Genomic DNA, 24,663 nt, shown 5'->3' on the forward strand with positions numbered 1-24,663 from the left:
AAAATTGGGCATTCTTCGCATGTGGTGACCTTGGACGTTCGGCCTCAGCTGCTCGACACACTCTCCGCACTGCGCGACCGTGTCGCCGCCGCACGCTTTCCGCTGCCCCTGCCCGGGGCCCCACGCGCGCGTGCCAACCGCGACGAGCTCCTTGCGCAGCTCGACGACTACTTGGTGCCGCGCCTACGGGAGCCCGAGGCGCCGCTGCTGGTCGTCGTCGGCGGCTCCACCGGCGCCGGCAAGTCGACGCTCGTCAACTCGCTCGTCGGCCGCCGGGTGAGCGAGGCGGGTGTGTTGCGGCCGACCACCCGGACGCCGGTGCTCGTCTGCCATCCGGAGGATCATCACTGGTTCAGCGGCATGCGCGTGCTGCCGGATCTCACGCGCGTGTGGGCGCCCCAGGAGGACCTTGACGACCTCCCGGTCTCCGGCGACCGCCCCGCGCGCGTACTGCGCGTGGAGAGCGCCGACACCCTCCCGCGCGGACTCGCCCTCCTCGACGCCCCCGACATCGACTCCCTGGTCGCCGACAACCGCGTCCTCGCAGCCGAGCTGATCTGCGCCGCCGACGTCTGGATCATGGTCACCACGGCCGCCCGCTACGCTGACGCCGTCCCCTGGCACCTGCTGCGCACCGCCAAGGAGTACGACGCCGCCCTCGTCACCGTCCTGGACCGCGTTCCCCACCAGGTCGTCTCCGAGGTCTCCCGGCAGTACGGCGCCCTGCTCACCAAGGCCGGCCTCGGCGACGTACCCCGCTTCACCGTGCCCGAGCTGCCCGAGTCGGCCTGGGGCGCCGGCCTGTTGCCCGCCACCGCTGTCGCGCCGCTGAGGAACTGGCTCGTGCACCATGCCCAGGACCCCGCCGCCCGGGAGCATGTCATGGCCCGTACGACGTACGGTCTCCTCGACTCCCTCAAGTCCCGCATGCCCGAGCTGGCCAGTGCCGCCGCCGCCCAGTACGCCGCCGCCGTCCGGCTCATCGCCGTCGTGGACGCCGCCTACGACAGCGAGCACGCGCGCGTGCGTGGCCGGCTCCAGTCCGGCGCCGTACTCGCCGGGGACGCCCTCAAACGCTGGCGCGCCTTCCCCTTGGACTGCACCCCCGGCGAACTCATCGACGCACTCGTGGCGAGCCTGGCCGCGCTGCTGCTGTGCTCCGTCACCGCCGCAGACGAGCGCATCGACGAGGTCTGGCGGCGCGACCCGGCCGGCGCCGCCCTCGCCCTCGCCGTCGGCGAGTCCGCCGCTGAGAGCACCGAACACCGCATCGGTGTCGCCGTACGGCGCTGGCGGCGCGAGCTGGAGGAGTACGCCGAGGACGAGGTACGCGAGCTGGAACGCGCCGCCTCCGCACCCGACCCGGAAGCCGTCGCCGCCCTGGTCACCACCGCGCTGCTCGGCGGACGCCGGGCGCGCAGCGCGGGCGAGGGGCTCGCGGAGCGCATGGGGGCGCACGGCGCGTTGCGGCTGCGCGACCGGGCCGGGCGGCTGCTGGATGAACACGTCGACCGCGTCCTGCACACCGAACGCGAGCGGCGCCTCGCCCCGCTCGATGCCCTGGACGTCCATCCCGAGCCCCAGGCCGCACTCATCGCCGCGCTGTCCGTACTGCAGAAGGAGAGGTGACCGGTGACCGCCGTCACTGACCAGGACCACACGGATCACACCGACCACATGAGGCGCGTTGGACGCATGAGGGACATGGAGCCCGGCAGCCATGGCAACGAAAGGGGTAGCGGGCCCGTGGAACATGGCGGTCACGTGGGGTCCGGGCTTGTGGACCGCGTGGAGCCGGCGGAGCCCGTGGATCGTGTGGAGCCCGTCGATCGCGTGGCGCACATGAACCGCGTGGATCGGTCCGAGTACGTGGATCGCTTCGGGTACAACGCAGGTGTGGCCGAGCGTGCAGGGCGGCTTGGGGGCGGTCGGAGCCCGCGTCCCGGTTCCGGCGAAGGGCCGGCGGCCGGGGAGGGGCACGTCGGGGATCGTGGTCGGGAACGGGGCGCGGACGTCTGCGACACGTCCGACGCCTCCAACCCCTCCAGCGCCTCCAATGTCTCCAATGCCTCCGCGCACATCGCCGGTGAGCAGGCAGACGACCGGAACGTCGCCGACCCGGGCTCCGAGAGCCCGTCCAGCGGGCCGCACGCGCGCGTGCAGGGCGGGGACGAGGGTGCGGGAGAGGGCGACGGCGGGGCCGTGGACCGGGAGAACCCGGACGAGCGGGGAGCGAAGCACGCCGACACCGCAGGCGGCACGCAGCTCCATCTGCCGCACCCGCACCCGCTCCCGCACCCCACAGCCGAGCCGGTTCCCCCCGCCAGACCCGCTCAGCCGGCCAAGCCGGCGCCTCCAGTCCCGCCTCTCACGATGCTCCCAGCCCCGGTCGTATTCACGCCGACCCCCGCCTCCCGCGCGACGGCGGACGCAGACGCCGCCCGGGCGCCCAAGCTCTCGGATCCCTCGGAGCCCTCGCGGTCGTCGGACTCCTCGCTGCCGCCGAAATCCCCCACGTCCCGTGAGTCCCCTGAGCGTCCTGAGCTCCCAGGATCGCCTGAGTCCCGCAGGCCCCTCCAGTCCTCCGAATCCCTCAAGCCCACCGAGTCATCCAATCCCCCCGAGTCCCCCGACTCCTCCGAGCCCTGGGACGACGGTCTCATCGCCCGGCGTGTCACGGAGGCGACGGCCGCCACCCTCGCCGCCGAACGCGCCTCCGCCCTGGACAGCGGCGGCCGCCTGCCCGGCAGCCAGACATCGGCCCCGCTCGCGTACGACGGCCGGCTGCGCTCCCGGCTGGACGCCCTGCGCGAGTTGGTCGGGCTCTCCCGGACCCGCCTGGACAGCCGTACCCTCGCCGAGGCGGGCCGGGTGCTGGACGAGGCGGCCGCACGCCGCAAGCTCTCCGGCGGACACACCGTCGTGGCCATCGCGGGCGCGACCGGCAGCGGTAAGTCGCAGTTGTTCAACGCCCTTGCCGGAGTGGCCATTTCGGAGACCGGCGTACGACGCCCGACCACCGCCGCGCCCATCGCGTGCAGTTGGAGCGACGGCGCGGCGGGTCTCATCGACCGGCTCGGCATCCCGGGCCGGCTGCGTCGCCGTCCGCTGCAGAGTGCGGAGGCCGAGGCGCAGTTGCGCGGGCTGGTCCTGGTCGACCTGCCCGACCACGACTCCGCAGCCGTGGAGCACCGTAAGCAGGTCGACCGGATCCTGAAGCTGGTCGACGCGGTGATCTGGGTGGTCGACCCGGAGAAGTACGCCGACGCCGTGCTGCACGAGCGCTATCTGCGGCCCATGGCCGGGCACGCGGAGGTGATGTTCGTCGTACTGAACCAGATCGACCGGCTGCCCGGGGAGGCCGCCGACCAGGTCCTGGACGATCTGCGCCGACTGCTGGACGAGGACGGCATCGCGCTCGGCGAGTACGGCGAACCGGGCGCCACCGTGCTCGCGCTGTCCGCGCTCACCGGCGACGGCATCGGCGAACTGCGCGAGACCCTCGGCCAGTTCGTGGCGGAGCGCGGCGCGGCTGCCCGCCGGGTGTCGGCCGACGTGGACGCCGCCGCGGCCGGGCTGCGGCCCGTGTACGCCACCGGGCGGCAGGTCGGCCTCAGCGAGGAGGCGCGCGAGGAGTTCGCCGACCGGCTCGCGGACGCTGTGGGCGCAACCGCGGCGGGCGAGGCCGCCGAGCGGGCCTGGCTGCGCAACGCCAACCGCGCCTGCGGCACGCCCTGGCTGCGACTGTGGCGCTGGTACCACTCCCGGGGCGAGTCCACGACGGGCCGCATCCCGGTGCGGGCGGCCCAGCCCGAGGAGGAGGCCACGGCCCGCCAGCGCGTCGAACAGGCGGTCCGTACGGTGTCCGACCGGGCCTCGGCCGGGCTGCCCGCGCCATGGGCGCAGGCGGTGCGCGAGGCGGCTGTACGTGGGTCGCAGGGGCTGTCGGAGGCGCTGGACGAGCTGGCGGCGCGGGCGGGACTGCCGCCGGGCCGGCCGCCGCGGCCGGGCTGGTGGCCGGCGGCGGTGCTGGCCCAGGCGGCGATGACCCTGCTGCAGGTCGTGGGCGGTCTGTGGTTGCTCGGCCAGATCGTCGGTGCCATGGCGCCCAACCTCGGGGTTCCGGTGCTGCTGATGGTGTGCGGGATCGTCGGCGGACCGCTGGTGGAGTGGGGATGCCGGATGGCGGCGAGAGGCCCGGCCCGGCGCTACGGCCAGGAGGCGGAACGCCGGCTCCGGGAGGCTGCCGCCGGCTGCGGCCGGGCACGGGTGCTCGATCCGGTGGCGGCGGAGCTCTTGCGGTACCGGGAGGTCCGGGAGCAGTACGGGCGCATTGCGCGGGGTGTGGCGGACGTGGGGTGAGCCGGAGAGGGGGTGAGTGTGAGCGCAAGGGGCCTCGGGTGTTTCCGGGGCCCTCGGCGTTTTTTTGGGCGGAGGGGCTCGGGTGCTTCAGGGGCTCAGGGGCTTCCGCGTTGATCCGGGTGAGGGGTGATCCATGAGTGATCGGCGGGTTCCCGGGGCGGGATGACGGCGTGGGCGAGAGCGGGGGTGCAGACGACGGCCGGAGATGGGGTCACTCGTGCGGGTGGCGGGGTTTTCCACAGGTGGGGCGGTCGTCCACAGCTCTCAGCGGGCTCGGTCCGGCGGAGGCACTCTGGGGTCGCGGCGATCGCACGGCGGTTCCGGCCGGAGGGACGGTGGCGGACGGTGCGCGCGATCGGCGGGACGTGCGGGCACGTACGGCGCTCGTACGCGCCCGCACGGCAGACACGCATGAAAGACCAACGCGCCAGACCAACGCGGCGGACGAACGCGAAAGACACAAACGACAGACACAAACGACAGACACACACGACAGGCATGCAAGACGGACACGGCGCCGTACAGGACGGCCCCGTGCGCGTGTCCGCCCGGTCGGAAGGGCCGGGCGGGGGAGGGGAGTGAGGACATGAACGAGACCACCGTGTGCGTGGTGGGCAACGTGGCGACCCGGCCGGTGTACCGGGAGTCGGCCGCGGGGCCGTCGGCCCGGTTCCGGCTGGCGGTGACCGCGCGCTACTGGGACCGGGAGAGGAACGCTTGGACGGACGGGCACACCAACTTCTTCACGGTGTGGGCCAACCGGCAGCTCGGGATGAACGTGGCCGCGTGCGTGGAGGTGGGCCAGCCGGTCGTCGTACAGGGCCGGCTGAAGGTGCGCACGGAGGTGCGCGAGGGGCAGCAGCAGTGGGCCTCCGCCGACATCGACGCCGTGGCGATCGGCCACGACCTGTCACGCGGTACGGCCGCCTTCCAGCGCTCGGCCAAACCGGAGGCACCGGTGACGGGGACCCGGCCGGAGCCGAACTGGGAGACACCGCATCCCGCCAGTGCCGGCGTCATGGACGAGGGAGACGCTGTGCCCCAACAGGCGGCGGAGCCAGTGGCGGTGACGTGACATCAGGCCGGCTCGGCAGAGCGGAGGCGGACCGGGGCCCTGGCGGCCCAACGCCCCGTACGAACCGGTGGATTTGTCGATATGCCCAGCTCATGGACGGTCCCGGCGATAACGATTACGGATCGGATCGCCCATCAGATCATCCGACCGGCAGGAGAGGCTCCGGCTGATTCATAGGATGCCGGGCGTGCCCCTAGGGGCTGCCGATTCTGCTGGTGGGACCGTCCCCCGCGTCCAACGGGTCCTGCTCGAAGGGGAATTCTGTGCTTGCTGCGCTCTGTGGGTTCAGCCGTTCCGCCGGAGCGGCCCGCCTGGCCGCCGCCACGACGGTGACCGGCCTCGTGGCAGCCGGTGTGCTGTCCGGCGCCGGTACGGCCGTGGCCGACGCGACCGACGGAAGACCGCAGACCCAGGGCGGGGCGACGGCCACGATCAACGGTCTGAAGACCTACGGCGAGGCGGTGATCCACGAGGACGGCGGCGACCAGCGCGTGGAGGCGGGCCTGTTCGAGATGTCCGTCGACGGCGGCGGCACCCTCCGGACGTACTGCGTCGACCTCAACAACCCCACCCAGCGCGACGCCCTCTACCAGGAGATGCCCTGGAGCGGCACCTCGCTGGGCGGCAACAAGGACGCCGGCCGGATCCGCTGGATCCTGCAGCACTCCTATCCCCAGGTCAACGACCTCGCCGCGCTCGCACGGCAGGCCGGCGCCGGCACCCTGACCGAGCAGGACGCGGCGGCCGGCACCCAGGTGGCCATCTGGCGCTACTCCGACCACGCGAAGGTCGACGCCGTCGACCCGCAGGCCGAGAAGCTCGCCGCCTATCTGCAGAAGAGCGCCCGCGCCCTCGGCGAACCGCAGGCCTCGCTGACCCTGGACCCACAGGCGGTCTCCGGGCGGCCGGGGGATGTGCTGGGACCGGTGACCGTGCACACCAACGCGGGCACCGTCACGGTGAGTCCGCCGCCCGACGCGGCCACCAGCGGGGTGCGGATCACCGACAAGACCGGCAAGGTGATGACGTCCGCGCAGGACGGCACCCAGCTGTACTTCGACATTCCCGAGGACGCCACGAACGGCGCGGCGCAGCTGACCGTGCAGGCGTCGACCACGGTGCCGGTGGGCCGTGCCTTCGCCTCCGACAGCCGCAGCCAGACCCAGATCCTGGCCGGCTCCAGCGAGTCCACGGTCTCCGCGACCGCGACCGCCACCTGGGCGGACGAGGGCGCCATACCGGCGGTGTCGGCCCGGAAGAACTGCGCCAAGGGCGGCCTGGACATCTTCGCGGCCAACAAGGGCGACAAGTCCTTCACCTTCGAGCTGATGGGCACCGAGCACACCATCCCCGCGGGCGCCTCCCGCACGGTGACCGTCCCGCTCCAGGAGGACCAGGCCTACGACTTCACGATCAGCGGACCCGATGGCTTCAGCCACCGCTTCACCGGGGTCCTCGACTGCAAGACGCAGGGCGCGATCACCACACGGACGACCCAGGTCCACAACGAGCCCAGCCCCGCCTCGGTCGGCGGCACCACGGCCCCCGACACCAACCTCGCCGCGACGGGCGGCTCCGCGATCACCCCGCTGATCGCGGGCGTGGCCATCGGCTTCGTGGTGATCGGCGGCGCGGTGCTGGTGGTACTGCGCAAGCGGGAACAGCCCGGTGACTGACCAGGTCCGCCGTCACGCCTCGTCGTTCTGCGCGCCGGGCCCGTCCTGAGGGGTGCTGGGCCCGTCCCGGGGAGTGTCGGCAAAGATCAGCTCTGCCGAACCCCCGACCATTCCGACAGCCCCCAGTCCGCCGAGCGCCAGCCGCCCGAGGACCTTGGCACCATGCCAGTCGTGCGGAGCCCCGAAAACCACCCAGGCACCCAACGCGATGCCCGCGATCATGACCGCCAGTCCGCTGATACGACGTAAGCCGTGACTCATGGGCTCATGATCGCCCATCACTGATCAGCGCTCCACTGTCACAGAGACGAACGAGCCACCCTTCGACAACAAGCAAACACCCAGGTCAGAGCCCCTCGGCCCAACGGGTTTCCATCCGGGCCTGGCTGTCAGGCAAGATGGGGTGTTACTTGCCAGGGGAGGGCATGAAAAGGCCCTCACCAGCGGTTTCTTCGCCAATGAGGGGCTGTGTCGGGCGGCTTGGGCCGTCTGTGGGCCGTCGGTCGGGGAGAGACGCTTCAGGGGTCGATTGCGGGTGGCTTGCCCGCGACGCTTCAGAGGCCGAGATCGGCACGCATGACGGGCAGGTGACGGTAATCCGACACCGTTCCAGGGAAGTCGGCCGCCCTCCCCGATCCAGCCAAAGGGAGGACTTGGCCGCCCATGTCCGCCTGGCCCTGGGTCGGTTGCGGCCCGGAGTGCCTAGGCTGGCGCCGCTACGGAAGGACGGTGCCATGGATGCTGACTCCCGGACCAGGGCCGCGATCGAGGAGCACTGGCGGGCCTCGGAACGCGGGAACACCGAAGCCGAGCATGCTATCTACGCCACGGACGCAATTCTGGACTACCCGCAGTCAGGTGAGCGGTTCCGGGGCCGCGCGACGATTTCCGCGCAACGCGGCGGGCACCCGGCCGAGCGGCACTTCACCGTCCAGCGGATCACAGGCCATGCGAATCTGTGGGTGAGCGAATGCGTCATCACCTACGACGGTGTGCCTTCGTACTCGTTGAGCATCATGGAATTCGCTGACCAGCACGTGGTGCACGAGACGCAGTACTTCGCCGACCCCTTCGACGCGCCAGCTTGGAGGGCCGCGCTTGCGGAGCCGATGCCGGGCCGGACCATCGCTGGAGCCTGATCCCTGGCCTGGCTCGGCAATCATGGGTTCGCCGAGTCAGGACACAAAGAAACCCCTCATCGGCAGGTTTCCCACCGATGAGGGGCCAACTCAGGCAGCCTTGGCCGTCTCCGGGCCGTCATGAGCGTGACCGGCGGCCTGGTACATCGCGGAGATGGCTTTCCGGGTCCGTGTCTCGCTGGACGGCATGAGGTGCGTGTAGACGCGGAGGGTGAACCCCGGGTCGCTGTGGCCGAGGTAGAGCCTCAGCGCCTTGATGTTCTCACCGGCGTCCAGGAGGACCGAGGCGTAGAAGTGGCGGAGGGCGTGCATGCCGTGTTCGCGAGCCGCCGCGTAGCGCTGGCCCTTCTCCGGAGTCGGGATGATGCCGGCCGAGGCCAAAGCAGGCTTCCATGCCTGGTCGTTGAACCCCTGGCTCCAGATGGCAGCGCCGATGCCGCTCGTGAAGACGAGGCGGTGTGTGACCTTGGGGCCAGTCGGTGTCAGCCAGGGCAAGCTCACCTCGACGGGCGGGAAGCGCTCCATGTGCTCGCGGAGAGCGGCCGACACCTCGGGGTCAAGGGGGACGTCACGGAGCTTGCCACGCTTGGGCGGGGCGAAGACGAGCGTGCCGCGGACCTTCTTCACTTGCTGGCGGACGTACAGCCAGCCGAGGTCCCCGATGTTGTCGACGGCCAGGCCGAAGATCTCGCCCTGTCGAAGACCGCATCCGGCGCCGAGGTCGACCATGGCCATGTATCGCTCGGGGAGGCCAGCCCGTACGCCGAAGACCTGTTCAGCAGACCACGGGTGCACGCGTGTCGGCGTCGGACGGGGCGCCTTGACCGATCGGGCCCGGCAGGGGTTCGAGGCCAGCAGGCGGTCATCCACGGCCGCGTTCAGGACGGAGGAGACGGCGTCGAAGATGAGGCGCCGGTACTGGGCTGACGCCACGGCGTCTTCGAGCTGGCGGTTCCAGTCGCGGATGTGCTCGGGTTGGAACGAGCCGATGGGGCGGGTGCCGAAGTAGGGCAGAGCGTGCAAGCGTAGTCGGCCCTCGACGGCAGCCCGGCTCGTCAGATCGGTCGTGAGCGACCCGAGCCAGCGATCCGTGTACTCCCGGAACGTTGTCCGGGCCGCTTGCGGGTCGATGTACTGCCCGCGCGCCATGTCGGCTTCGATGTTGGTCAGCCACTTCTCTGCCAACCTCTTCTGCTTGTCAGGGAAGCTCTTGGACTTCTCCGTGCCGTCCGGGCCGATGTAGCGGGCCCGGTAGCGCATGCCGGTGCCGTAGCGCTCGGTCTTGACCCTGTGCGGCTTGCCGTTCGCGCCGACCTCGGTCCTGTACCAGCGGTCCTGAACGTGTCCGGCCATCAGGCGGCCTCCCCCAGCTGGGTGTCCACCCAGGCCCGCACGTCGGTTGGGTCGAAGCGGAGATGCCGCCCGACACGGAAGCCGCGTGGACCGGTGTGCTTGCGGCGCCACTGGTAGACCGTCTCGACACTGGGGAGTTCGAACATCTCGACCAGGTCCTCAGGGGTCAGGAACCGGTTCGGAAGCTCTGCGGCCATGGTCAGCACTCCCTTTCGGCGTTGAGCTGGTCGGCAAGGGCGTCGCGGGCGGTCTCGCGGTTGGTCTGGAGGTCGCGCGCGATGGTTGCGGCGAGGGCGGCTTCACCCGGCGTGTGGCCGTGGCCGGCGTACTGCCAGTCCGCCAGGACGAGGACGGTGTCCGGCTCTCGCTCGTCGAGGCCGAGGACGGATGCCTCTTGGGCGGCGCGGTACTCGGCGCGTTCCTGGCGGAGGGCGCCGAGGGTGGTGGAGTAGGTGCGCGACTTGGACGAGAAGTGCCCGCGGAAGCCGAGCATGTGGGCCCAAGCCCAGAGGCGCCGGTCCGGGTAGAGGCTGTCCAGGTCGCGGCACGCGGTGATGAGCCGCCGGGTGTGGTCCGGGACCTGGTGGCGGTCGAGTTCGGCGAGTTCGCCGATGCGGCGGTCCAGGGTGCCGGTGTTCTCGGCGGCCTTGGTCGCGTACTTGGCCACGTACGAGGCGACGGCCTGTTCGGTGATGTCTGAGCCGTCGCCGAAGGCCTTGACCGGGCGGACGTCGAGCTGTCGGCCCCAGCGGAAGGTACGGGCGGGCTCGTCACCGGCAGCCGGGACCGACACGGACGTGTACGAGTGCGCTGCGGCGGCACGTACGGCGTCGGTGAGGAGGTCGACCGTGGCCCAGGCGGGCGGTGGCGTTCCGGGCCCCTCCGGGCCGTCGAGACGTACGACGGCGTGGAAGTGCAGGGCCCCGCGCTTCTGGAACTCGGCGACCTTGCCGTACGAGACGCGAAGGTGTTCGGCGAGTTCGCGTCGAGGCATGCCTGCGCGGGCGGCGAGTTCACGGCGGAGTCGCGTGGTGAAGCGCTGCCAGAGCTGTCCGGCGTAGTTGTTGAACAGCACGGCGCCCGCGTAATCGTAGCTGTCCGGGTCGAGGGCGGTGCCCAGCTCTGGAGCGTCGGGCGCGTGCGGGGTGCCGCAGCGGCAGGCGCCGTGATCGGGACCGTTGTGGACCGGGCCGAACGAGGGAGCCGTGAGGGTGGCGAAGACGCGCGGGTGATCGCGGACGGTGGCGGGGATGTCGCGGCGGTCGTCCCCGGCCAGTCCAGCGCGGATCAGGTGGTAGGTGTCGCCCGCGTAGGTCCAGGCGCAGGACGGGCAGCGGGAGGCGCGACGGTTGCCGCAGGCGAGGCGGAGGCGGCCGCCCGGCTCCTTCTCGGTGGAGTAGTGGTGCAGGGTCTCGCCGCTGGTCTTGTCCTTGTGGAGTACCCAGCCGGTGAGGTGGATCGGGTCGGAGCAGCCGCCGGTGCGGCGGATCTGGTCCTCCCAGCGGGCGTAGTCGGAGGCTGAGGCCACCCGAAGCACGTCGCCGAGGGTGATCGGGTCAAGCAATGTGTCGGGCATGGGCGCACTCGGTGTCGCGGGTGAGGCGCGGTGGGCCATGCTTGGGGTTCCTTCCGGTTGCGAGATCGGACAGGGACGGCGCCCGGGCGGCGGATGCTTGGCGGTATCGAGGCCGCCCGGGTGCCGGTCAGCGACGCTTGGCGTCGGAGGCGAGCAGGGAGCGCAGGACGACGGCGCAGACTGCGACCGAGGCGCCGGTGATGGCGACCGCCAGGAGCAGGGAGACCAGGACGGCGCCGACGACCAGGACGACGGCCGTGCCGCCGCCGACTAGTGCGAGCGCGGTGCCCGGGGTGAGCTGGACCGTGGACGGGGACGGCGCCGGAGTCGGCGTGGTGGCCGGCGGGGTCTCTGCGGTCCGGGTGACGGTGGTCGGCTCGATGACAGCGGGCGGGGTGGCGAGGCCCGTCGGCATCGGCATGGTGGGGATCTTCGGGCGGAACATGGGTGATCTCCTCTCGCGGGCGGGCTACTTGACGAGGGCTTTGATGGCCGGGGCGAGGACGCTGTCGGCGAGGAGGAAGCCGCCGAGCAGGAGTACGGCGATGAGCCAGGCGGGCGGGCGGACGAGTTTGACGCCGAGGTAGCCGACGACGAGCAGCGCGAACCAGAGGGGGACCTGCATGGCGGTGACCTCCTAGCGGATGCGGCAGCGGTGGGTTCGGGCGGCGAGCTGGGCCGCGGACTGGCTGGAGTAGTCGGCGGACCAGCCGCAGCCGTCGGAGCTGCACACGGCGGCGTGCTTGGTCTGGCCGTTGCGGTCGCGGTGCGTGCCGATCTGCACCGGGCCGATACGCATCACGGAGTGGAAGTGGTCGCGGGCGGGCATGTCAGTCGTTCTCCTCTCGGGCCGTGGTCGGGGCAGGGAAGCTGGCGCGGATACCGGCGGCCGTGGCCGGGTCGGCGGTGAGGCGGGCGGCTTCCTCAGCGAGTAGGTGAGCGAGGTAGGGCCGGTTGGCGGCAGCCATCTCGCGGGCGCCGTCGAGGTAGTCGCAGGCCGTCAGGTCGGCCGGGTCGCGGGTCATCGGTCTTCCTCTGTTGCTGGTCAGGTGAGGTGGGCGGCGATGGCGTCGGCGAGATGGGGCGGGACGCCGAGGCGAGAGCGCAGGGTGTCCGTGTCGATGGGGGAGCCGGTGCGGGTGCGGTACTCGTCGGCGACCTTGCGGGCGTGATCGAGCAGGACGGCGGGGACCGGAGGAGAAGGGGCCGGTGCGGGAACCGAGGCTGGAGAGGCAGGGGCCGCGCCAGGCTCGGGCAAGGGCTCCGTGGCCGAGGCGTGTTCGGCGTCCGGGCCCGGCTGCTCGGCCGGAGACACGACCTCCTCCGCGTCCGCGACAGATGCCGGCGGTACCGGCCCCGACTCCGCAGCCGACGAGTGCGCGAGGAGCGTTCCGCCGAGGAAGGCGAGCGCGGGCCATCCGGCGATGCCGAGGCGGAGCAGGGCGGGCGGGTCGGCGAGGTCCAGGAACCCGGCCGTGGCGACGTTGGCGCCGAGTGAGGCGAACAGCGCGACGAGGAACCAGCACCAGGCCAGCCGAGACGGGCCCTCACTGCGCAGGCGCCGCCAGGCGGCGACCAAGAGCAGGTCGACACTGACCGGGTAGGCCCAGGCCTTCCACCCGTTTTGTCCGGCAGCGGAGGCCAGATCGTGCAGGTGAGCGAAGGACAGGGCACCGGCGATGACAGCCTGAACCAGCACCGCATCGACCCGGAGGCCGTGACGGGCAGCCATCAGGAGTCACCGGGGTAGGCAGGGCCGCCGTCGGGGTCGTAGCCGGGCGGGAACGTGCCGGACGGGGGCTCGGGCAGCGAGACGGCGAGGGACGAGCTGACGGCTTCCACGAAGTCGAGGTCGGCGCCAACCATGTCGGCGTACAAGGCGAGTTGACCGAGCAGGAGCACGGTCCGCGTGAAGTCCTCGCAGTTTGGGCACACGGCGAGTTCCCTTCTTTGGGCATGGCGGGGGTAGGGACCTGGCGCGAAGGCGGTCGCGCCGACCGGTGGGGATCCGAGAGAGATCAGACGGCGTCTGAGGAAGCCTTGGTCAGCGACACAGGAACGGCAGCCGTGGTGGAGAGGACCGGCTGGAACAGGGCCAGCTCGGGCAGGTCCGGCGTCCGGTCGGCGTACCGGTTGCAGATATTCACGGCCTGGCGGAGCGAGGTGTGCGGGGCACGGATGCGGTGCCATCCTCCGGAGGAGTCGCCCGCGATGGCGAGCCCCCGCATCTCGGCCGGGATCTGGATGGCGGCGAGTACGGCGTCCGGGGCGATGTCGCCGAAGGCCATGTTGGCGGACGTCTCGTCATTGACGCGGTGGGCGGTACGGCCGGTGAGCTGGGCGCGGAGCATGGTGATGCCCTTGCCGAGTTCGGAGCCGAAGCGCTGTCCGCAGATTTCGAGGTAGATGCCGGCCGCGCGGCCGAGCTGGGCGAGGCGGACCAGGGCGGTGATGATGCGGTCCCGGCGCTTCTCCTCCTCCTTGTTGGCGTACAGGGCGAGTTCGGCAACCTCGTCGACCAGGACCACGACCGGGGTCGGACGCAGATCGGTCGGCAGGTCCCAGATGTCGGCGGCGATCTCCGCGTCCGGCACGTCGGCGGCGATGCGCTGCTGAGCCCGGATGAGCTGATAGATGCGCCCCATCCGGACCACGAGTGCATCAAGCACTTCGGCGGCGGTGTCGGGATCGTCGGCCAGCGCGGAAAACCGGCGGGCCAGTGGGAACAGTTCAACCCCCTGTTTGCAGTCGATGCCGACGAGGGCCACGTCCATCGGGGCGAGCCCGGCGACCAGGTTGCGTTGATAGACAGACTTGCCGGACTCCGTAGCCCCGAGGGTGAGGGCGTGGGGTATCGCCCGGTAGTCGCGGTAGTGCACCGAGCCGTCCTGCCGCAGCGCGACCGGCACCCGCATCGGCCGGGTGTCGGTCTCGGTCGGCATCTGCACCCGCTTGAGCACGTCGTAGCCGGTCATCCGCACCTCTACGACGCCGGAGCGCAGCTCCCGCGAGGTCACCCCGTACATCGAGAACGAGTGCCGGAGCCGGTCCGAAGCTGCGGCGATGTCAAAGGCGTCCTGCCCCGGCCGGAGCTTGAGCCGCAGGATCAGCCCGGTACGAGTCGGCCGCAGTCGCAGGATGCGCGGGGCGCGGGGCCCCGGTATCGGCCGGTTGGAGGCACGGGCGAGGGCGAGCCGCCAACGTGCGGGCGGCACGGTTAACCCGCACGCGTCCATGACGGAGCCGTACCGGACCAGGACCCGCACCACGGCCAGCGTGACTCCGAAGGTCAACCAGTACCAGGCGGGGCGCCGCCACCGCAGAACACCTACGGCGGCGGCGACCAGCACCAGGGCGACCGTGAAGCCGGTCATGATCAGGCCGCCTTGGGCCCTGCGGCGGCATCGGCGAGCGAGGTGACCGCGACCGCGCGGAACGCGATGCCGTGCCGCTTCTGGCCGTTGAAGTCGTTCTCCCACGGCCGGGCGATCAGGCCGGTCAGCGCGACCGGCGTGCCCATGGCCAACTCGCCGGTGATGCCGGGCTCCGGGACGGTGATGGAGAGGATCTCTACCTCCTCGTTCGCCGCGAACATCACGTCGACCGTCATCAGCTTCGCCCCGGTCTCGGCGTCGGTGGCGATCTCGCCGGTACGGCGGTCGCGGACCTTGACCTGCGGGGACTTGGCGACCATCACGACGGCGCCGTTGGTGTCGACGGGAATCTGACGCACTGAGATCACTCCTCTATAGATGCTGAACTCCGTCACTCATGTATATGAGTGACATGAAGAAGAGTGCCTGACTCCTGTACATGAGTCAACCCGCCACGAAAAAGAACTCGTGACGGGCCACGGACAGTTGAGTGCGCGTCAGTCGGCGGCAGGGATCCGGTACTCGAAAACGAACTGGTCAGCGGCCATGAGGGTGTCGCACACCTCGACCACGAGACCCGCAGTCGTACGGGCCTCACGGATCAGATGAACCACGGGCGCGCCCGGACTCAGTGCCAGCTCCGAGGCTTCCACCTTGGAGGCCGGCCGCGCTTGCAGCGTCTCGACGAACTCCGCGAACTCATGCCCGTGGTCTTCGAGTCGGGCGTAGATGCCACCGCCGCCGGGGTTCTCGGCGAACAGCTCCGGGATGTCCTTCACGACGTCCCAGGGCAGGTACGACGTCGCGGTCTCGACCGGGGTGCCGTTACGGAAGTAGAGACGCCGGCGAGCCAGCACTTGCGTGCCGACCGGGACGCCCAGTCGCTGGGCCGCATCCTCGGGCGCCTCCATGGGCCCGATGTACAGAACGCTGACCTTGGCGGTGGCGCCGGACTGGGCGGACTCCGCAAGGTAAGCCGCCTGCCCGCCCTGCCGGAGCGAGCGCCGGAAGCGATCGGAGGAGCGGTGCCGAACCGGAGGCCGGTTCTTCACGATCGAGCCCTTGCCGTGTCGGGTCTCGACGAGCCCACTTGCCCGCACCTCGACCATGGCCTTACGGATCGTCCCACCGGACACGCCGTAGCGCTCGACCAGCTCAGACTCACTCGGCACCATGTCACCAGGCTTGAGAACTCCTGCCCGGATCTGTTGCACGATCTCGTCCGCGATCTGCACGTACCGAGGTCCGGACCCGACCCCTCCAGCAGCAGTTCCCATAGTCCTTCTCTGCCTCCTATGCTCCTCTACATGAGTCAAGCACAGGAAGCGACCCCGTCTCCCCTGCACTCCGTATCCGTGGCTGGAGTGGTGGTGCGCGAGGACGGCCGCCTCCTGGCGATCCGCCGAGCCGACAACGGCACCTGGGAACTCCCGGGCGGCATCCTCGAACTCGACGAGACACCCGAGGCCGGCGTAGCCCGCGAGGTCCTGGAGGAGACCGGCATCCACGTCGAGGTCGACGAACTGACCGGCGTCTACAAGAACCTCATCCGCGGCATCGTGGCCCTGGTCTTCCGCTGCAAGCCCTCCGGCGGCATCGAACGCACCTCAAGTGAGTCGACGGCCGTCTCCTGGCTCACACCCGAAGAGGTCAGTGAGCGCATGGCCGAGGTCTTCGCAGTCAGGCTCCTGGATGCCTTGGACGGCAACGGCCCCCACGTACGCAGCCACGACGGGAAGCGCCTCATCCCAGCGGGATAAAACCTTCTCTCCATTATCAAGCCCCCGTCGTCGCTTCGCTCCTCCGGGCGGGCGCGGGCGGCCGGCGGCGCCCGCGCTCATGTCTCCGCCCCGCTCGGCACCGCCGGCCGCCCGCTCCCGCCCAAGAGGCAGGCACACAGTGCATGAGGTCAGAACACGTCGTGGCTGGGGCGGTCGGCTCCGCGACTTTAGCCAGCCACTTTGGCGCGAGCCTCGCAGATCATGGCCCCACATCGGGCACTAACGGGCAGGTCCACAAGCCTGCCCGATCCGCGGGCCAGCGTAAGGGGCCATGATCACTCGCGCCAAAGCAGCTCCCGGCCAAAGTCGCTACGCCGACCTCACGCGTCATCCGTGCGCCAGTAGGGTGCCGCACATGCAATCGCTGATCCGAGCTGTCCGTGAAAATGACCAGGCCGCTCGTTTCCTCGCCTGGCCGGGCGACTTCGACTTGGACCGAGGAGACCATGTCGAGGATGTCCACCTGGCCTCGGGCGCTGCACTGGAGGGATTCGCGGGCGACGGAGCTGGTGGCACGTACTTCTTCTGCGGTGAGGGTGGCGAGGAACGTCCGATCCTGTACGCGGACTCCGAAGGAAGAGCAGCACTGGTGGCGATCGGCCTGCCCGAACTCCTGCGGCTCCTGTTGGTAGCCCCATGGTGGCGCGACTGCCGGGTGTTCACCGCAGAGGAGAGCCGAGAGCTTGCGGCTGAGTACCTAGATGACATGCCCGATCTTGCGGCCGGAAGGGACCGCGCCGCTGCAGCTCTTGGCCTCGACCTTCCCACTGAGGCAGACGCCTTGGCTCGCTTGCGTGCAGTTGCCGTAGGGATCGGAAAGGACTTCGTCCTCATGTTCACGCCGGAGGCTGAGCCCTACGCTCCACTGATCACTAACTGAGCCCGCATCGTGGCCGAGGACACCAGGTGCTGCGTACTGCCAGGATGTTGGGCCGTCTCTGGGCCGTCCGAGGCGAACCGACGTTGACAGATGATGACAACTAGTCCCGGCATCCGTGCAGGTCACAAAGGGCCCTACAGTAGACCGCCCCACGTGGCAGACTTGGGTCACCACTTCCAGAAGAACTGCTCGGGTGCCCTACGAGTCCTTGACTCCGTCATGAAACTCCAGCCCAAAGCCGCTCCGCAGACCTTGCGCTGTTTGCTCTTCGCCCGCCACTTGAAGGGCCGTGTTATTGCGCGATGAGCTGCAGCACCTACTTTCGCCTCTGACCTGCGCCGAAGATCGCACCCACTTCCTTGCCGTTCCCCCCACACCAAGGATCGTGGCATGATCCGCTCGCGCGGCATGGAGCTGCGTCGACGATCTTCCGAGGAGAGGCGTTCGTCATGGACGCTTACGGGTGGGCCGCTCTCGGAGCTGCCTTGGCGATCACGCTGATACCGGGCGGAGTGGCAGTGCTCCGCGGCTGGCTACTCCCTCGGCTCAAGGGCCGTGTCGAGTCGCCCCGGATCTGGGGGTTTGGCGTCATCCTGATGGGGCTTGGGTGGTCGATCGTGCTTCTCGCCGCCCATCGGCACTGGGACATGTTCCGCAACATCGCAGGATTGACGGGCCTCTGCATCCTGATATGCGGCTTTTGCCTCGAAAAGTGGGCGCGGATGGGAGGCCGGCTCAGCCGGTCGTAGGTATGCGCTGCACGATCTTGTTGGCTGAAGTAGGCGTGCGCTCGTCGCGCGCCCGGGCAGCAGGCCGCGTCCCCGCTTGGGCCGTCTCTGGGCCGTGCGGGGACGCTCCGCGACGACCAACGCTGAGAGCCACTGACAGCTAAGGCGCAGGTCGCAGCGTTGACCGATTCCAAGGCCACAGGTCGGACACCCGCCCCGTCACTTCTTCGACTACTGATCGCACCCGCACAGCGGGATCAAATCACCGCGGCTGGCCGCAAACGTGCCGAAATGGAGTGGGCCGAGAGTGGCAGGCGCATGCGGGGTCGTGCCCGCTGCGTGCCCGAAGAGGCGGGGAACCACGGGGAGCCGCAGTGATCAGAAAAGCGATCGGCCCCCGACCATACGCGCTGGTCAGGGGCCGATCTCCACTAGCGTGGCGGCGCCAGGATTCGAACCTGGGAAGGCTGAGCCGGCAGATTTCAAGACCGTTCCCTTAGGCCGCTCGGGCAACCCACCTCGGCCCCGTCCCACCTGGGGCGGAGCGGCTATAGCCCTACCGGCCTCGGCGGCCGTACGGGGGTTGTGGTCCACACAGAGTCCACTGGCTCTGCCCCCTCACCTCACGACCGCCACGCGACTCAGTACTCAGTACTCGGCCGGCGGCATCACACCTGGATAGGTGGCCAGCCTAGGGTGTGCCACGTCACCGCTGGCGCTCCGGACCGGGCCCGTTTCCCCTCAACCTATTCTTTCTTTGACTGCCCGGCGATCTGGTCGTAGATTCAGGACATAAGCCACTTATACCGGTTTCTTATCGGAAGTGACGGCCGCCGCACGACCGCGTCTCGTGGGCGGCGGGTAGCGCCGGAGCTACGCGCAGGCTCTGAGCGCGGGCGGCCGACATGTGGAGGCCGCCGGAGAACCAAACACCCTCCGGAGAGGTGCGCATCATGCGCGCGCAAACAACCCGTATCAAGAGAGTGGCAATCGTCATCTGCTCGGCGCCGATCCTGGCCCTCGCCGCCGGAGCTGGGGCCGCCCACGCAGCTACCACCACCGCTGCACCCCAGAACGTCGTCTCCTACCACCACGACGGCGGTGGGGGTTGCGGCGGCGGCTGGGGCTGGGGCGATGGCGGCGGCTGGGGCTGGGGCGGCGGCTGGGGCGGTGGCTGGGGCTGGGACTGAGCCTCAGCAGCAGTGAGCCGTAAACCCCTGACAAGGACTAGCGAAGGGTGGATCCGGGTGCCCGACCCCCACGGGCGCCCGGATCCATGTGCCGGCCCGTTGGGAGAGACGGGCCGGCGGTGGCGCTCCCCAAGGCGCCCCTCTCTGTCCCGGTGGACCTGGCTATCGACGTCCGGTGCATCGCCCCCGCGATCGAAGGATGCGGTCCAACCAGAACACATCACCACCTGTGCGACCTAGTCGCGCACAGCGTAACCGTCCCGGACGGCCAAGAAGGCCGGTGCGGCGCTCGCCGCACTTGTCTCCCTGGGCGTCGGCGGGCACATTCCGTCCCCCGCCCTGGCGGTGGGCGCGGTCGGTGTGGTCGCGCTCCTGGCCGCCACCGTGGTCTTGCTGCTTGCCGTACGCCCTCAGTTGGGCGGTACAGGGTGGCCGCAGTGGTCGAATCTCACCGACGAAGAGCTCCTACGACAGCTGGCTGCTGGCCAGCAACTGACGTTGGTGAAGGTGCTCGCGGCCTCGGCACGGACCAAATACGCTCGGATTCGCCTCGCGGTCGACCTCGTGCTGTCCGGGCTAGGGTTTCTCGCCGTGGCGGCCATGATCACCGCCGTTAACGCTTGATCGCTGCGTTGCATCGGGATCAGAGCATTCGCCGCCAAGCTGCTGACGGCAGTGACGGCAACGCTGACGGCAACGACGACGGACGGCAGCGGCTCTGAGCGGCCCGACACGGTAACGGTGGGGTGCCGTCTGGCCGCCCCAACACGGCGTGCCCGCATCTTCTAAGCACCGGTTCCAGGGCGTCATGATCTACCGATGGATGAGTACGCCTGGCCCACGGGCCCTGAAGTGCCGGCCGCGGACTTGGTGCGGGAGAGCTGGGAGGCAACCGTCGCTGCTCTGCCCGTCGAGGCCCGGATCACCGGCGAGGTCATCGGTCGCCGGCGCTTCGGGGTCTTCATACGTATAGACGGCGTGCCGAACGCCATAGCGCTGGCCGAGATCACGGCCATGCCGCACGGGATGGACCTCCCGGCCCTCGGGGCCTTCGTCAGTGGGGAGGTCATCTGGCACGCCGCCCACAACCACCAGGTCAAGGTGCGGCTCGATGAGTGGCTGGCGGCCGACGAGTGATCTTCGCTGGGCCGTCTCTGGGCCGTCCGAGGTCGCTCGGCAGTGCCCACCGACGACCAATGACGACCAATTGGGCACACCGGAGCGCAGCCCCGACCAGCAAAAGCCCAGCTCCCCAAGATTCCCGGCAACACCCAGGCAAGAAGACCTCAAGTCGGTGGCATCGGCCGATCGAGGGCTACGCGCCCCGAGTCGATGAAAAGTTGGAGCTTGTTCTGCATGTCGATGAAACGAATCGCTATTCGCTCTTCCATTTCGGCAATAGCTCGCTCGCTCGGTCGACCTGAGGTCGATCTCGTTTCATGCTCTTCCGCGCAATTCAATAGGTCTCGGAGACTGGCAATACAGTCATTCGCCCTAGCCGCTACCTCTTCAGGACCCTGCAGCCCGACTCCATAGGAAGTCATTACAGCATCTCTGTGTGTTTTTCTTCCCCTCGCGCGAAGGTCAGCTATACGCTCTGATCCAGGAGTTTCTTGTAGGCAAGACCTGTGATAGTCAAGGGCCGCCCCGCGGGCCACCAGAGATTTTTCAGCGAATTCCTGATAGACCTCCCTTCGATGATCTCTCCTCCACCGGTGATGCTCCAAGCGGAGGTCCAGCGCTTTCAAGATCTCCTGTCTGCGAGACTGACGTTCTTCCTGTCGCTCTAGAGCCTGGTGTCTCGCATGTTCTGACCTCAGGGCAAGGAATCCCGTCAAACCACTACCGACCAGGGTTCCGATCATTCCGGCTAGCGAGAGGAGAAGGGAGTCGGTCATGCATTATGTCTGTTCCGCACAGTGCACTGTTATTCCTCTCCTTCTGCCCGCAGTTGAGTCTCGACTGGGCCAGCTGGACCGTTACGGGGTCGGCGTGCAGACGCGTGCCAGATCGCAGGGACCAGCATCGCAGGCAGACGCGAACCGGGCGCCCACGCCGCCTGACCGCAGGCCCATGCAAGAAGCGCCCCTCCCTCGCGGAGGGCCGTTTGCTGCCCAGGGCACATGCGAACAATGCCCGGACACGTCCGACGTGGCCCGGCTCAGGTATCCGTCACCCGGTCAATCAAGGCCCAGTGCGTCTGGAAGACCCCGGATCTAGGTGGCTCGGTCCCGGTCTTGCGAGGCCACGCGTTCCAGCGCCTCGAGGAACTGCCGGCGCTCTCCAGAATCCATCCTGCCGAGCTCAGAGGCGATGCCTTCCAGGGTGCTCAACGCCATGTGCGAGTCGTGCCCCACCGGGATGAGATCCTCCAAGGTCGCCATCGCCGTCAGAAGGGCCTTGACCACTTCGTCTCCCTGAGTCACGGCTTCACCCAACTTCAACACGACTGATCAGGAGAGAATGCTGTCACCCAGAGGTGTCCAGGACACCACCGGTGCTAGAGCTCCACGACCGCTCACGCCTACTTGGGGATGCCCGGTGCTTTGCGCCTCCTGACGGCAGAAGATGACGGCAACAGAGGCGTACGCGCCGGAACCTTGGTGGTAGCAGGGGGACTGCCTTGAGCCCTTGGAGTAGCAATGCGGCAGCACGCGCGTAGCTGTGAATGAACTCCTAAAGCGGATGTCGCAGGTTCGATCCTGCCGGAGCTTTTGACATCTGCCTCTGCCGTCGATGCGGGCGGTCCCGACCGGGACGCCTCCACAGCAGATCCATGTGCCTCATGGCTCGCGCACGACGTGCGTGTTACACGTCCAGGGCGATGATGATCTGGGAGTCCCCAGGGATCTCAATCACGATGGCCGCCTCACGACCATGGGCTATGCCGTGGCGCTGCTGAACCACTCGGCGGGACGCCATCCCTCGCCGTGGCGATTGCGCTCTCAATCTCCGTCTTAAGGTGTTCGATTTCACGGTTGGCGCGGCGCGTGAATGACATTGAGTCTGGGTCTTCCCGGTGTGGTCGTCCGCTGGCCATGCTTAGGAGTTGGTCAGGCGCAGGGGGGTGGTCTCGTACGACAAATTGAATGTAGCCGTGAAACATCGCCGTAGCTGGCTTGACGATGACGTGCTCAATCTCTCGGACGGTGAGCGACCGAATGCCTTTCATGCGTGGGCCGTAGCCCTCCTTGCGGATGGTGACGGTTTCGCCGTCGAAATTGATGCTCCCGAGGACGCCTTTAACGGTGGTTAGCCTCTTCTGATCGCTGCACACAGCCGGCGGTGTGACAGCCTCTCCAGGAACTGCGCGTGAGGGCCGCTGGCCTCCTGCTGGTGCTGTAGGTGCGGCATCAGCGCTGCTGCTCTGCTGCTCTGCATGGTTCCGTGCGGTGCTGGCACCGGAGGTGGGTGCAGACTGTGGGCTGGCAGATTGCTGCTTGGGCGATATACCGCCCGGAATGGTCGCACCTGCGTCCTGCCACACCGTGCGAAGCCCGGCGACGAAACCGTCGATGTATGCCCTGCTCGGAGTAAAAGACCACCGCTCGTAGCCGATCGGGTCCACCAGGGCTCCGAGGTGATCGGCGAGCAGTGGAAGCCACGTTGGCCTCGTGGTACCCGAGGGGGCTCGTCCCATCTGAATGTCTAGCCACCCATTGCGCCAGCCTTCCAACCAGCTTTCGAAGTCGAAATCTCGGTTGGCAAGCTCATCGAGAGCAGACCAGCCAAGGTGAGGAGCTAGGCGCACTCCGTCCTGGTAGCCGCGCTCTCGTGCACGATGGCGATCGGCCTTCAACGCAGCGACTGCCGCGTCGAGGCCGGATGTCGGACCTGTCCGGTTTGGCTCTGCAGTGACGGTGCTCCTCTGCTTCGACTCCGGACCGGGTGACGTAGCCTCCGACAGGGTTGGCGGGGTGGTGAGTTTCAGTTTTCCCTTGGAGGACTCACCGAGTGCGTCGGGTGGTTGCCCTTCCGTCTCGTCTTCGCTGCCGAGCCACATACCCTGCGCATCGATGAACCCCTGAAGCTCAGCGATAAATCCGGGGAGAGACCCATCGCTCAACTCATTGGCCCGCGGAACCTGAATCCACGTCGCTTCGTTACCACGCCGCAATTCCTTCGTGAGGTTGACCCAGAAGAGTCGCTTTTCGTCGCGGTCATAGACCACGCCCACCACAGGGAGACGGCTCTCCTTCCAGTCATCCCGATGGTCGGCGACAGGGATGGCGTACCCGTTGGCTCGCTTGTACTTCTGGCCGCTCTTCACCTGGATAGCGATGACGTGCCCGGTACGCCGGCCCTCACTGGCGAACCCGACGTATAGGTCTTCGCCGTGATCAGCGCCCCCGTCGATCTCCTGGACGAGATGGTCATGTTCCTCAAGCAGCGTCCGCAGAGCGTTGACTCCGGCACGCTCGATCTTCCGGCTCGCGCTGATGGTCGCCACGAAGGGCACCTCCCCCGACACGTCCCGCTACCCAACGCAGGGTAGCTGCAGAGACCGACCGTCATGCCCGATCGTCGAGCATCGCCGAGGAGCTCGGCCCAGCCCCACGGCCGGAGGGCAACCGGGGCACTCCATAAGCATGCTTTGATCACCGGGTCCATCTCGGAAGCTGCACTGGCTGCGGCACAGCAGCGAGTACAGCAACCTCCGCGACCGCGGCCGACCATCAAGGAACGTCAACGGCCGAGTGACCAGCCCAGCGGTCCTCAATGGCCCTGCGGCCGATAGTTCGGGACGAAGAGGTCAGTGCCAGCCACTGTGCGCGCCGATGGAGCGAGCGGCGGCGGTGCAGCAGGTAGGTTGACCGTGGCCGTTCAGAACACAGTGGCTGGCTTGGGGGACTCCGTGGACGAGGACGAAATCAGGCGCGCGGTAGCACGAGGGATGCAGGACTACGAGAAGTCCCGCCCGAAGCCCAAGGGGATCGTCGCGGAGGCGGAGAGCGCCATTGGCGGTTGCGTAGCGATGTTCTTCGTGGCCTTGGTGGTTCTGGGCATCGTCGCTGCGTGCAGCAGGTGATGCATCTTCCCGGCACGTACCACCGGCGCGATTTCTGGGCCGTCCCTGCGCCGTGCGAGGTCAACCGACGCCAACTGACAACGACAGAAGCCCACGGCATCCGACCTGGTTAGAGCCGTGGGCTTCTGCTGTCCCGCTGGTCAGGGAGACCCGTGCTTAAAAGACCGCCAAGTCAGGCCGCACTGAGCAGGCTGTAGCCGCCAAACGCGCCGTCCCCCGTCAGGAGCGATGAGGGTCGCTCGCTGTCAGGAGGTGACCGCGGCTGGTTGCAACGCGGAGTACGTCTCGCAATGCACCGGTCAGTTCCTTGGCCAACCGTCGCAGGTCCTCCGGGCCCTGGTCCTGGTCGTCGAGGATGTTCGAGGCTTGCTCCAGCAGCTCGGCTGCCGTTCCCAGTTGTACCGCTTTGAGCTGCCCCGAGTTTCGTAGAGTCCGGTGATCTTGTTTCAGGCGGACTGCGGGGTTTGCTCCTGGCTCTGCCAGAAGGCTTCCTCGTACTC

26 protein-coding genes and 1 pseudogene are annotated in these 24,663 nt (G+C 68.7%); 11 read left to right on the plus strand and 16 right to left on the minus strand.

What is annotated here, in order from left to right; all coding sequences use genetic code 11:
- Positions 1-21: 21 nt before the first annotated feature.
- From ACZ5NH_RS33120 to ACZ5NH_RS33135, 4 genes are all read left to right on the plus strand, one after another.
- Positions 22-1,629, plus strand: a complete 1,608-nt coding sequence (locus ACZ5NH_RS33120) for a dynamin family protein (protein WP_468780527.1) — start codon at positions 22-24, stop codon at positions 1,627-1,629.
- A 267-nt stretch (positions 1,630-1,896) separates the two neighbouring features.
- Complete coding sequence (locus tag ACZ5NH_RS33125; RefSeq protein WP_468780529.1) at positions 1,897-4,362, plus strand: YfjP family GTPase; 2,466 nt, start codon at positions 1,897-1,899, stop codon at positions 4,360-4,362.
- Between the two features lie 586 nt (positions 4,363-4,948).
- Positions 4,949-5,437, plus strand: coding sequence for a single-stranded DNA-binding protein (locus ACZ5NH_RS33130; protein WP_468780531.1), 489 nt, complete (start codon positions 4,949-4,951; stop codon positions 5,435-5,437).
- A 311-nt stretch (positions 5,438-5,748) separates the two neighbouring features.
- Entirely contained in the window at positions 5,749-7,113 is a 1,365-nt protein-coding gene (locus ACZ5NH_RS33135) for a Cys-Gln thioester bond-forming surface protein (RefSeq protein WP_468780572.1), read from the plus strand.
- 12 nt (positions 7,114-7,125) lie between these two features.
- Here ACZ5NH_RS33135 and ACZ5NH_RS33140 read toward each other — a convergent pair whose 3' ends face one another.
- Entirely contained in the window at positions 7,126-7,374 is a 249-nt protein-coding gene (locus ACZ5NH_RS33140; protein WP_468780533.1) for a hypothetical protein, read from the minus strand.
- Between the two features lie 473 nt (positions 7,375-7,847).
- On the opposite strand from ACZ5NH_RS33140, the gene ACZ5NH_RS33145 reads away from it, so the two are divergent.
- Positions 7,848-8,252, plus strand: a complete 405-nt coding sequence (locus ACZ5NH_RS33145) for a nuclear transport factor 2 family protein (protein ID WP_388627725.1) — start codon at positions 7,848-7,850, stop codon at positions 8,250-8,252.
- A 90-nt stretch (positions 8,253-8,342) separates the two neighbouring features.
- Here ACZ5NH_RS33145 and ACZ5NH_RS33150 read toward each other — a convergent pair whose 3' ends face one another.
- The 12 genes from ACZ5NH_RS33150 to ACZ5NH_RS33205 form a co-directional block, all read right to left on the minus strand.
- Positions 8,343-9,605 (minus strand): tyrosine-type recombinase/integrase, encoded by a 1,263-nt coding sequence (locus ACZ5NH_RS33150; RefSeq protein ID WP_468780536.1) that lies wholly within the window; start codon positions 9,603-9,605, stop codon positions 8,343-8,345.
- Entirely contained in the window at positions 9,605-9,802 is a 198-nt protein-coding gene (locus ACZ5NH_RS33155; RefSeq protein WP_067314647.1) for a helix-turn-helix transcriptional regulator, read from the minus strand. Before ACZ5NH_RS33155 ends, ACZ5NH_RS33150 begins: the two co-directional genes overlap by 1 nt.
- Before the next feature lie 2 nt (positions 9,803-9,804).
- Positions 9,805-11,181 carry a replication initiator protein RepSA gene (gene repSA / locus ACZ5NH_RS33160; protein WP_468780539.1) on the minus strand — a complete coding sequence of 459 codons (1,377 nt, stop codon included), beginning with the start codon at positions 11,179-11,181 and terminating at the stop codon, positions 9,805-9,807.
- A 127-nt stretch (positions 11,182-11,308) separates the two neighbouring features.
- Positions 11,309-11,626 (minus strand): SpdD-like protein, encoded by a 318-nt coding sequence (locus ACZ5NH_RS33165; protein ID WP_468780541.1) that lies wholly within the window; start codon positions 11,624-11,626, stop codon positions 11,309-11,311.
- A 24-nt stretch (positions 11,627-11,650) separates the two neighbouring features.
- Entirely contained in the window at positions 11,651-11,806 is a 156-nt protein-coding gene (locus tag ACZ5NH_RS33170; protein ID WP_468780543.1) for a hypothetical protein, read from the minus strand.
- A 12-nt stretch (positions 11,807-11,818) separates the two neighbouring features.
- Positions 11,819-12,010, minus strand: coding sequence for a mobile element transfer protein (locus ACZ5NH_RS33175; RefSeq protein ID WP_356131067.1), 192 nt, complete (start codon positions 12,008-12,010; stop codon positions 11,819-11,821).
- Between the two features lies 1 nt (position 12,011).
- The gene (locus ACZ5NH_RS33180; protein WP_468780545.1) at positions 12,012-12,206 is read right to left on the minus strand and encodes a hypothetical protein; all 195 of its coding nucleotides are present in this window, start codon (positions 12,204-12,206) and stop codon (positions 12,012-12,014) included.
- Positions 12,207-12,226: 20 nt separating this feature from the next.
- Positions 12,227-12,913, minus strand: a complete 687-nt coding sequence (locus ACZ5NH_RS33185; RefSeq protein WP_468780547.1) for a DUF2637 domain-containing protein — start codon at positions 12,911-12,913, stop codon at positions 12,227-12,229.
- Positions 12,913-13,116: a hypothetical protein gene (locus tag ACZ5NH_RS33190; protein ID WP_468780549.1), complete on the minus strand. Its 204-nt coding sequence runs from the start codon at positions 13,114-13,116 to the stop codon at positions 12,913-12,915. Before ACZ5NH_RS33190 ends, ACZ5NH_RS33185 begins: the two co-directional genes overlap by 1 nt.
- An 83-nt stretch (positions 13,117-13,199) precedes the next feature.
- Positions 13,200-14,555: an FtsK/SpoIIIE domain-containing protein gene (locus tag ACZ5NH_RS33195; RefSeq protein ID WP_468780551.1), complete on the minus strand. Its 1,356-nt coding sequence runs from the start codon at positions 14,553-14,555 to the stop codon at positions 13,200-13,202.
- 2 nt (positions 14,556-14,557) lie between these two features.
- Positions 14,558-14,914, minus strand: a complete 357-nt coding sequence (locus tag ACZ5NH_RS33200; protein WP_468780553.1) for an SCO3933 family regulatory protein — start codon at positions 14,912-14,914, stop codon at positions 14,558-14,560.
- Between the two features lie 138 nt (positions 14,915-15,052).
- Positions 15,053-15,832: a GntR family transcriptional regulator gene (locus ACZ5NH_RS33205; RefSeq protein ID WP_468780555.1), complete on the minus strand. Its 780-nt coding sequence runs from the start codon at positions 15,830-15,832 to the stop codon at positions 15,053-15,055.
- A gap of 18 nt (positions 15,833-15,850) precedes the next feature.
- Between ACZ5NH_RS33205 and ACZ5NH_RS33210 the strand changes: the two genes are divergently transcribed.
- From ACZ5NH_RS33210 to ACZ5NH_RS33230, 5 genes and pseudogenes are all read left to right on the plus strand, one after another.
- Positions 15,851-16,315 carry an NUDIX hydrolase gene (locus tag ACZ5NH_RS33210; RefSeq protein ID WP_468780557.1) on the plus strand — a complete coding sequence of 155 codons (465 nt, stop codon included), beginning with the start codon at positions 15,851-15,853 and terminating at the stop codon, positions 16,313-16,315.
- A gap of 376 nt (positions 16,316-16,691) precedes the next feature.
- The gene (locus ACZ5NH_RS33215; protein WP_468780559.1) at positions 16,692-17,216 is read left to right on the plus strand and encodes a hypothetical protein; all 525 of its coding nucleotides are present in this window, start codon (positions 16,692-16,694) and stop codon (positions 17,214-17,216) included.
- A 1,681-nt stretch (positions 17,217-18,897) separates the two neighbouring features.
- Positions 18,898-19,134 carry a hypothetical protein gene (locus tag ACZ5NH_RS33220; protein WP_468774214.1) on the plus strand — a complete coding sequence of 79 codons (237 nt, stop codon included), beginning with the start codon at positions 18,898-18,900 and terminating at the stop codon, positions 19,132-19,134.
- Positions 19,135-19,425: 291 nt separating this feature from the next.
- Positions 19,426-19,758: pseudogene (locus ACZ5NH_RS33225) on the plus strand (Pycsar system effector family protein); the annotation flags it as partial.
- 195 nt (positions 19,759-19,953) lie between these two features.
- Positions 19,954-20,271 (plus strand): hypothetical protein, encoded by a 318-nt coding sequence (locus ACZ5NH_RS33230; protein WP_468780561.1) that lies wholly within the window; start codon positions 19,954-19,956, stop codon positions 20,269-20,271.
- Between the two features lie 1,079 nt (positions 20,272-21,350).
- On the opposite strand, the gene ACZ5NH_RS33235 is transcribed toward ACZ5NH_RS33230, so the two are convergent.
- A complete protein-coding gene (locus ACZ5NH_RS33235; protein ID WP_468780563.1) occupies positions 21,351-21,560 on the minus strand; it encodes a hypothetical protein in 210 nt (69 codons plus the stop codon).
- Positions 21,561-22,003: 443 nt separating this feature from the next.
- On the minus strand, positions 22,004-23,584 hold the full coding sequence (locus tag ACZ5NH_RS33240; protein ID WP_468780565.1) for a DUF4365 domain-containing protein: 1,581 nt from the start codon (positions 23,582-23,584) through the stop codon (positions 22,004-22,006).
- A gap of 405 nt (positions 23,585-23,989) precedes the next feature.
- Here ACZ5NH_RS33240 and ACZ5NH_RS33245 point away from each other — a divergent pair, with 405 nt between their 5' ends.
- Positions 23,990-24,163 carry a hypothetical protein gene (locus ACZ5NH_RS33245; protein ID WP_468780567.1) on the plus strand — a complete coding sequence of 58 codons (174 nt, stop codon included), beginning with the start codon at positions 23,990-23,992 and terminating at the stop codon, positions 24,161-24,163.
- 219 nt (positions 24,164-24,382) lie between these two features.
- Here ACZ5NH_RS33245 and ACZ5NH_RS33250 read toward each other — a convergent pair whose 3' ends face one another.
- A complete protein-coding gene (locus ACZ5NH_RS33250; protein WP_468780574.1) occupies positions 24,383-24,646 on the minus strand; it encodes a hypothetical protein in 264 nt (87 codons plus the stop codon).
- Positions 24,647-24,663: the final 17 nt, after the last annotated feature.

The sequence above is a fragment of the Streptomyces sp. NPDC031426 genome, from assembly GCF_055581585.1.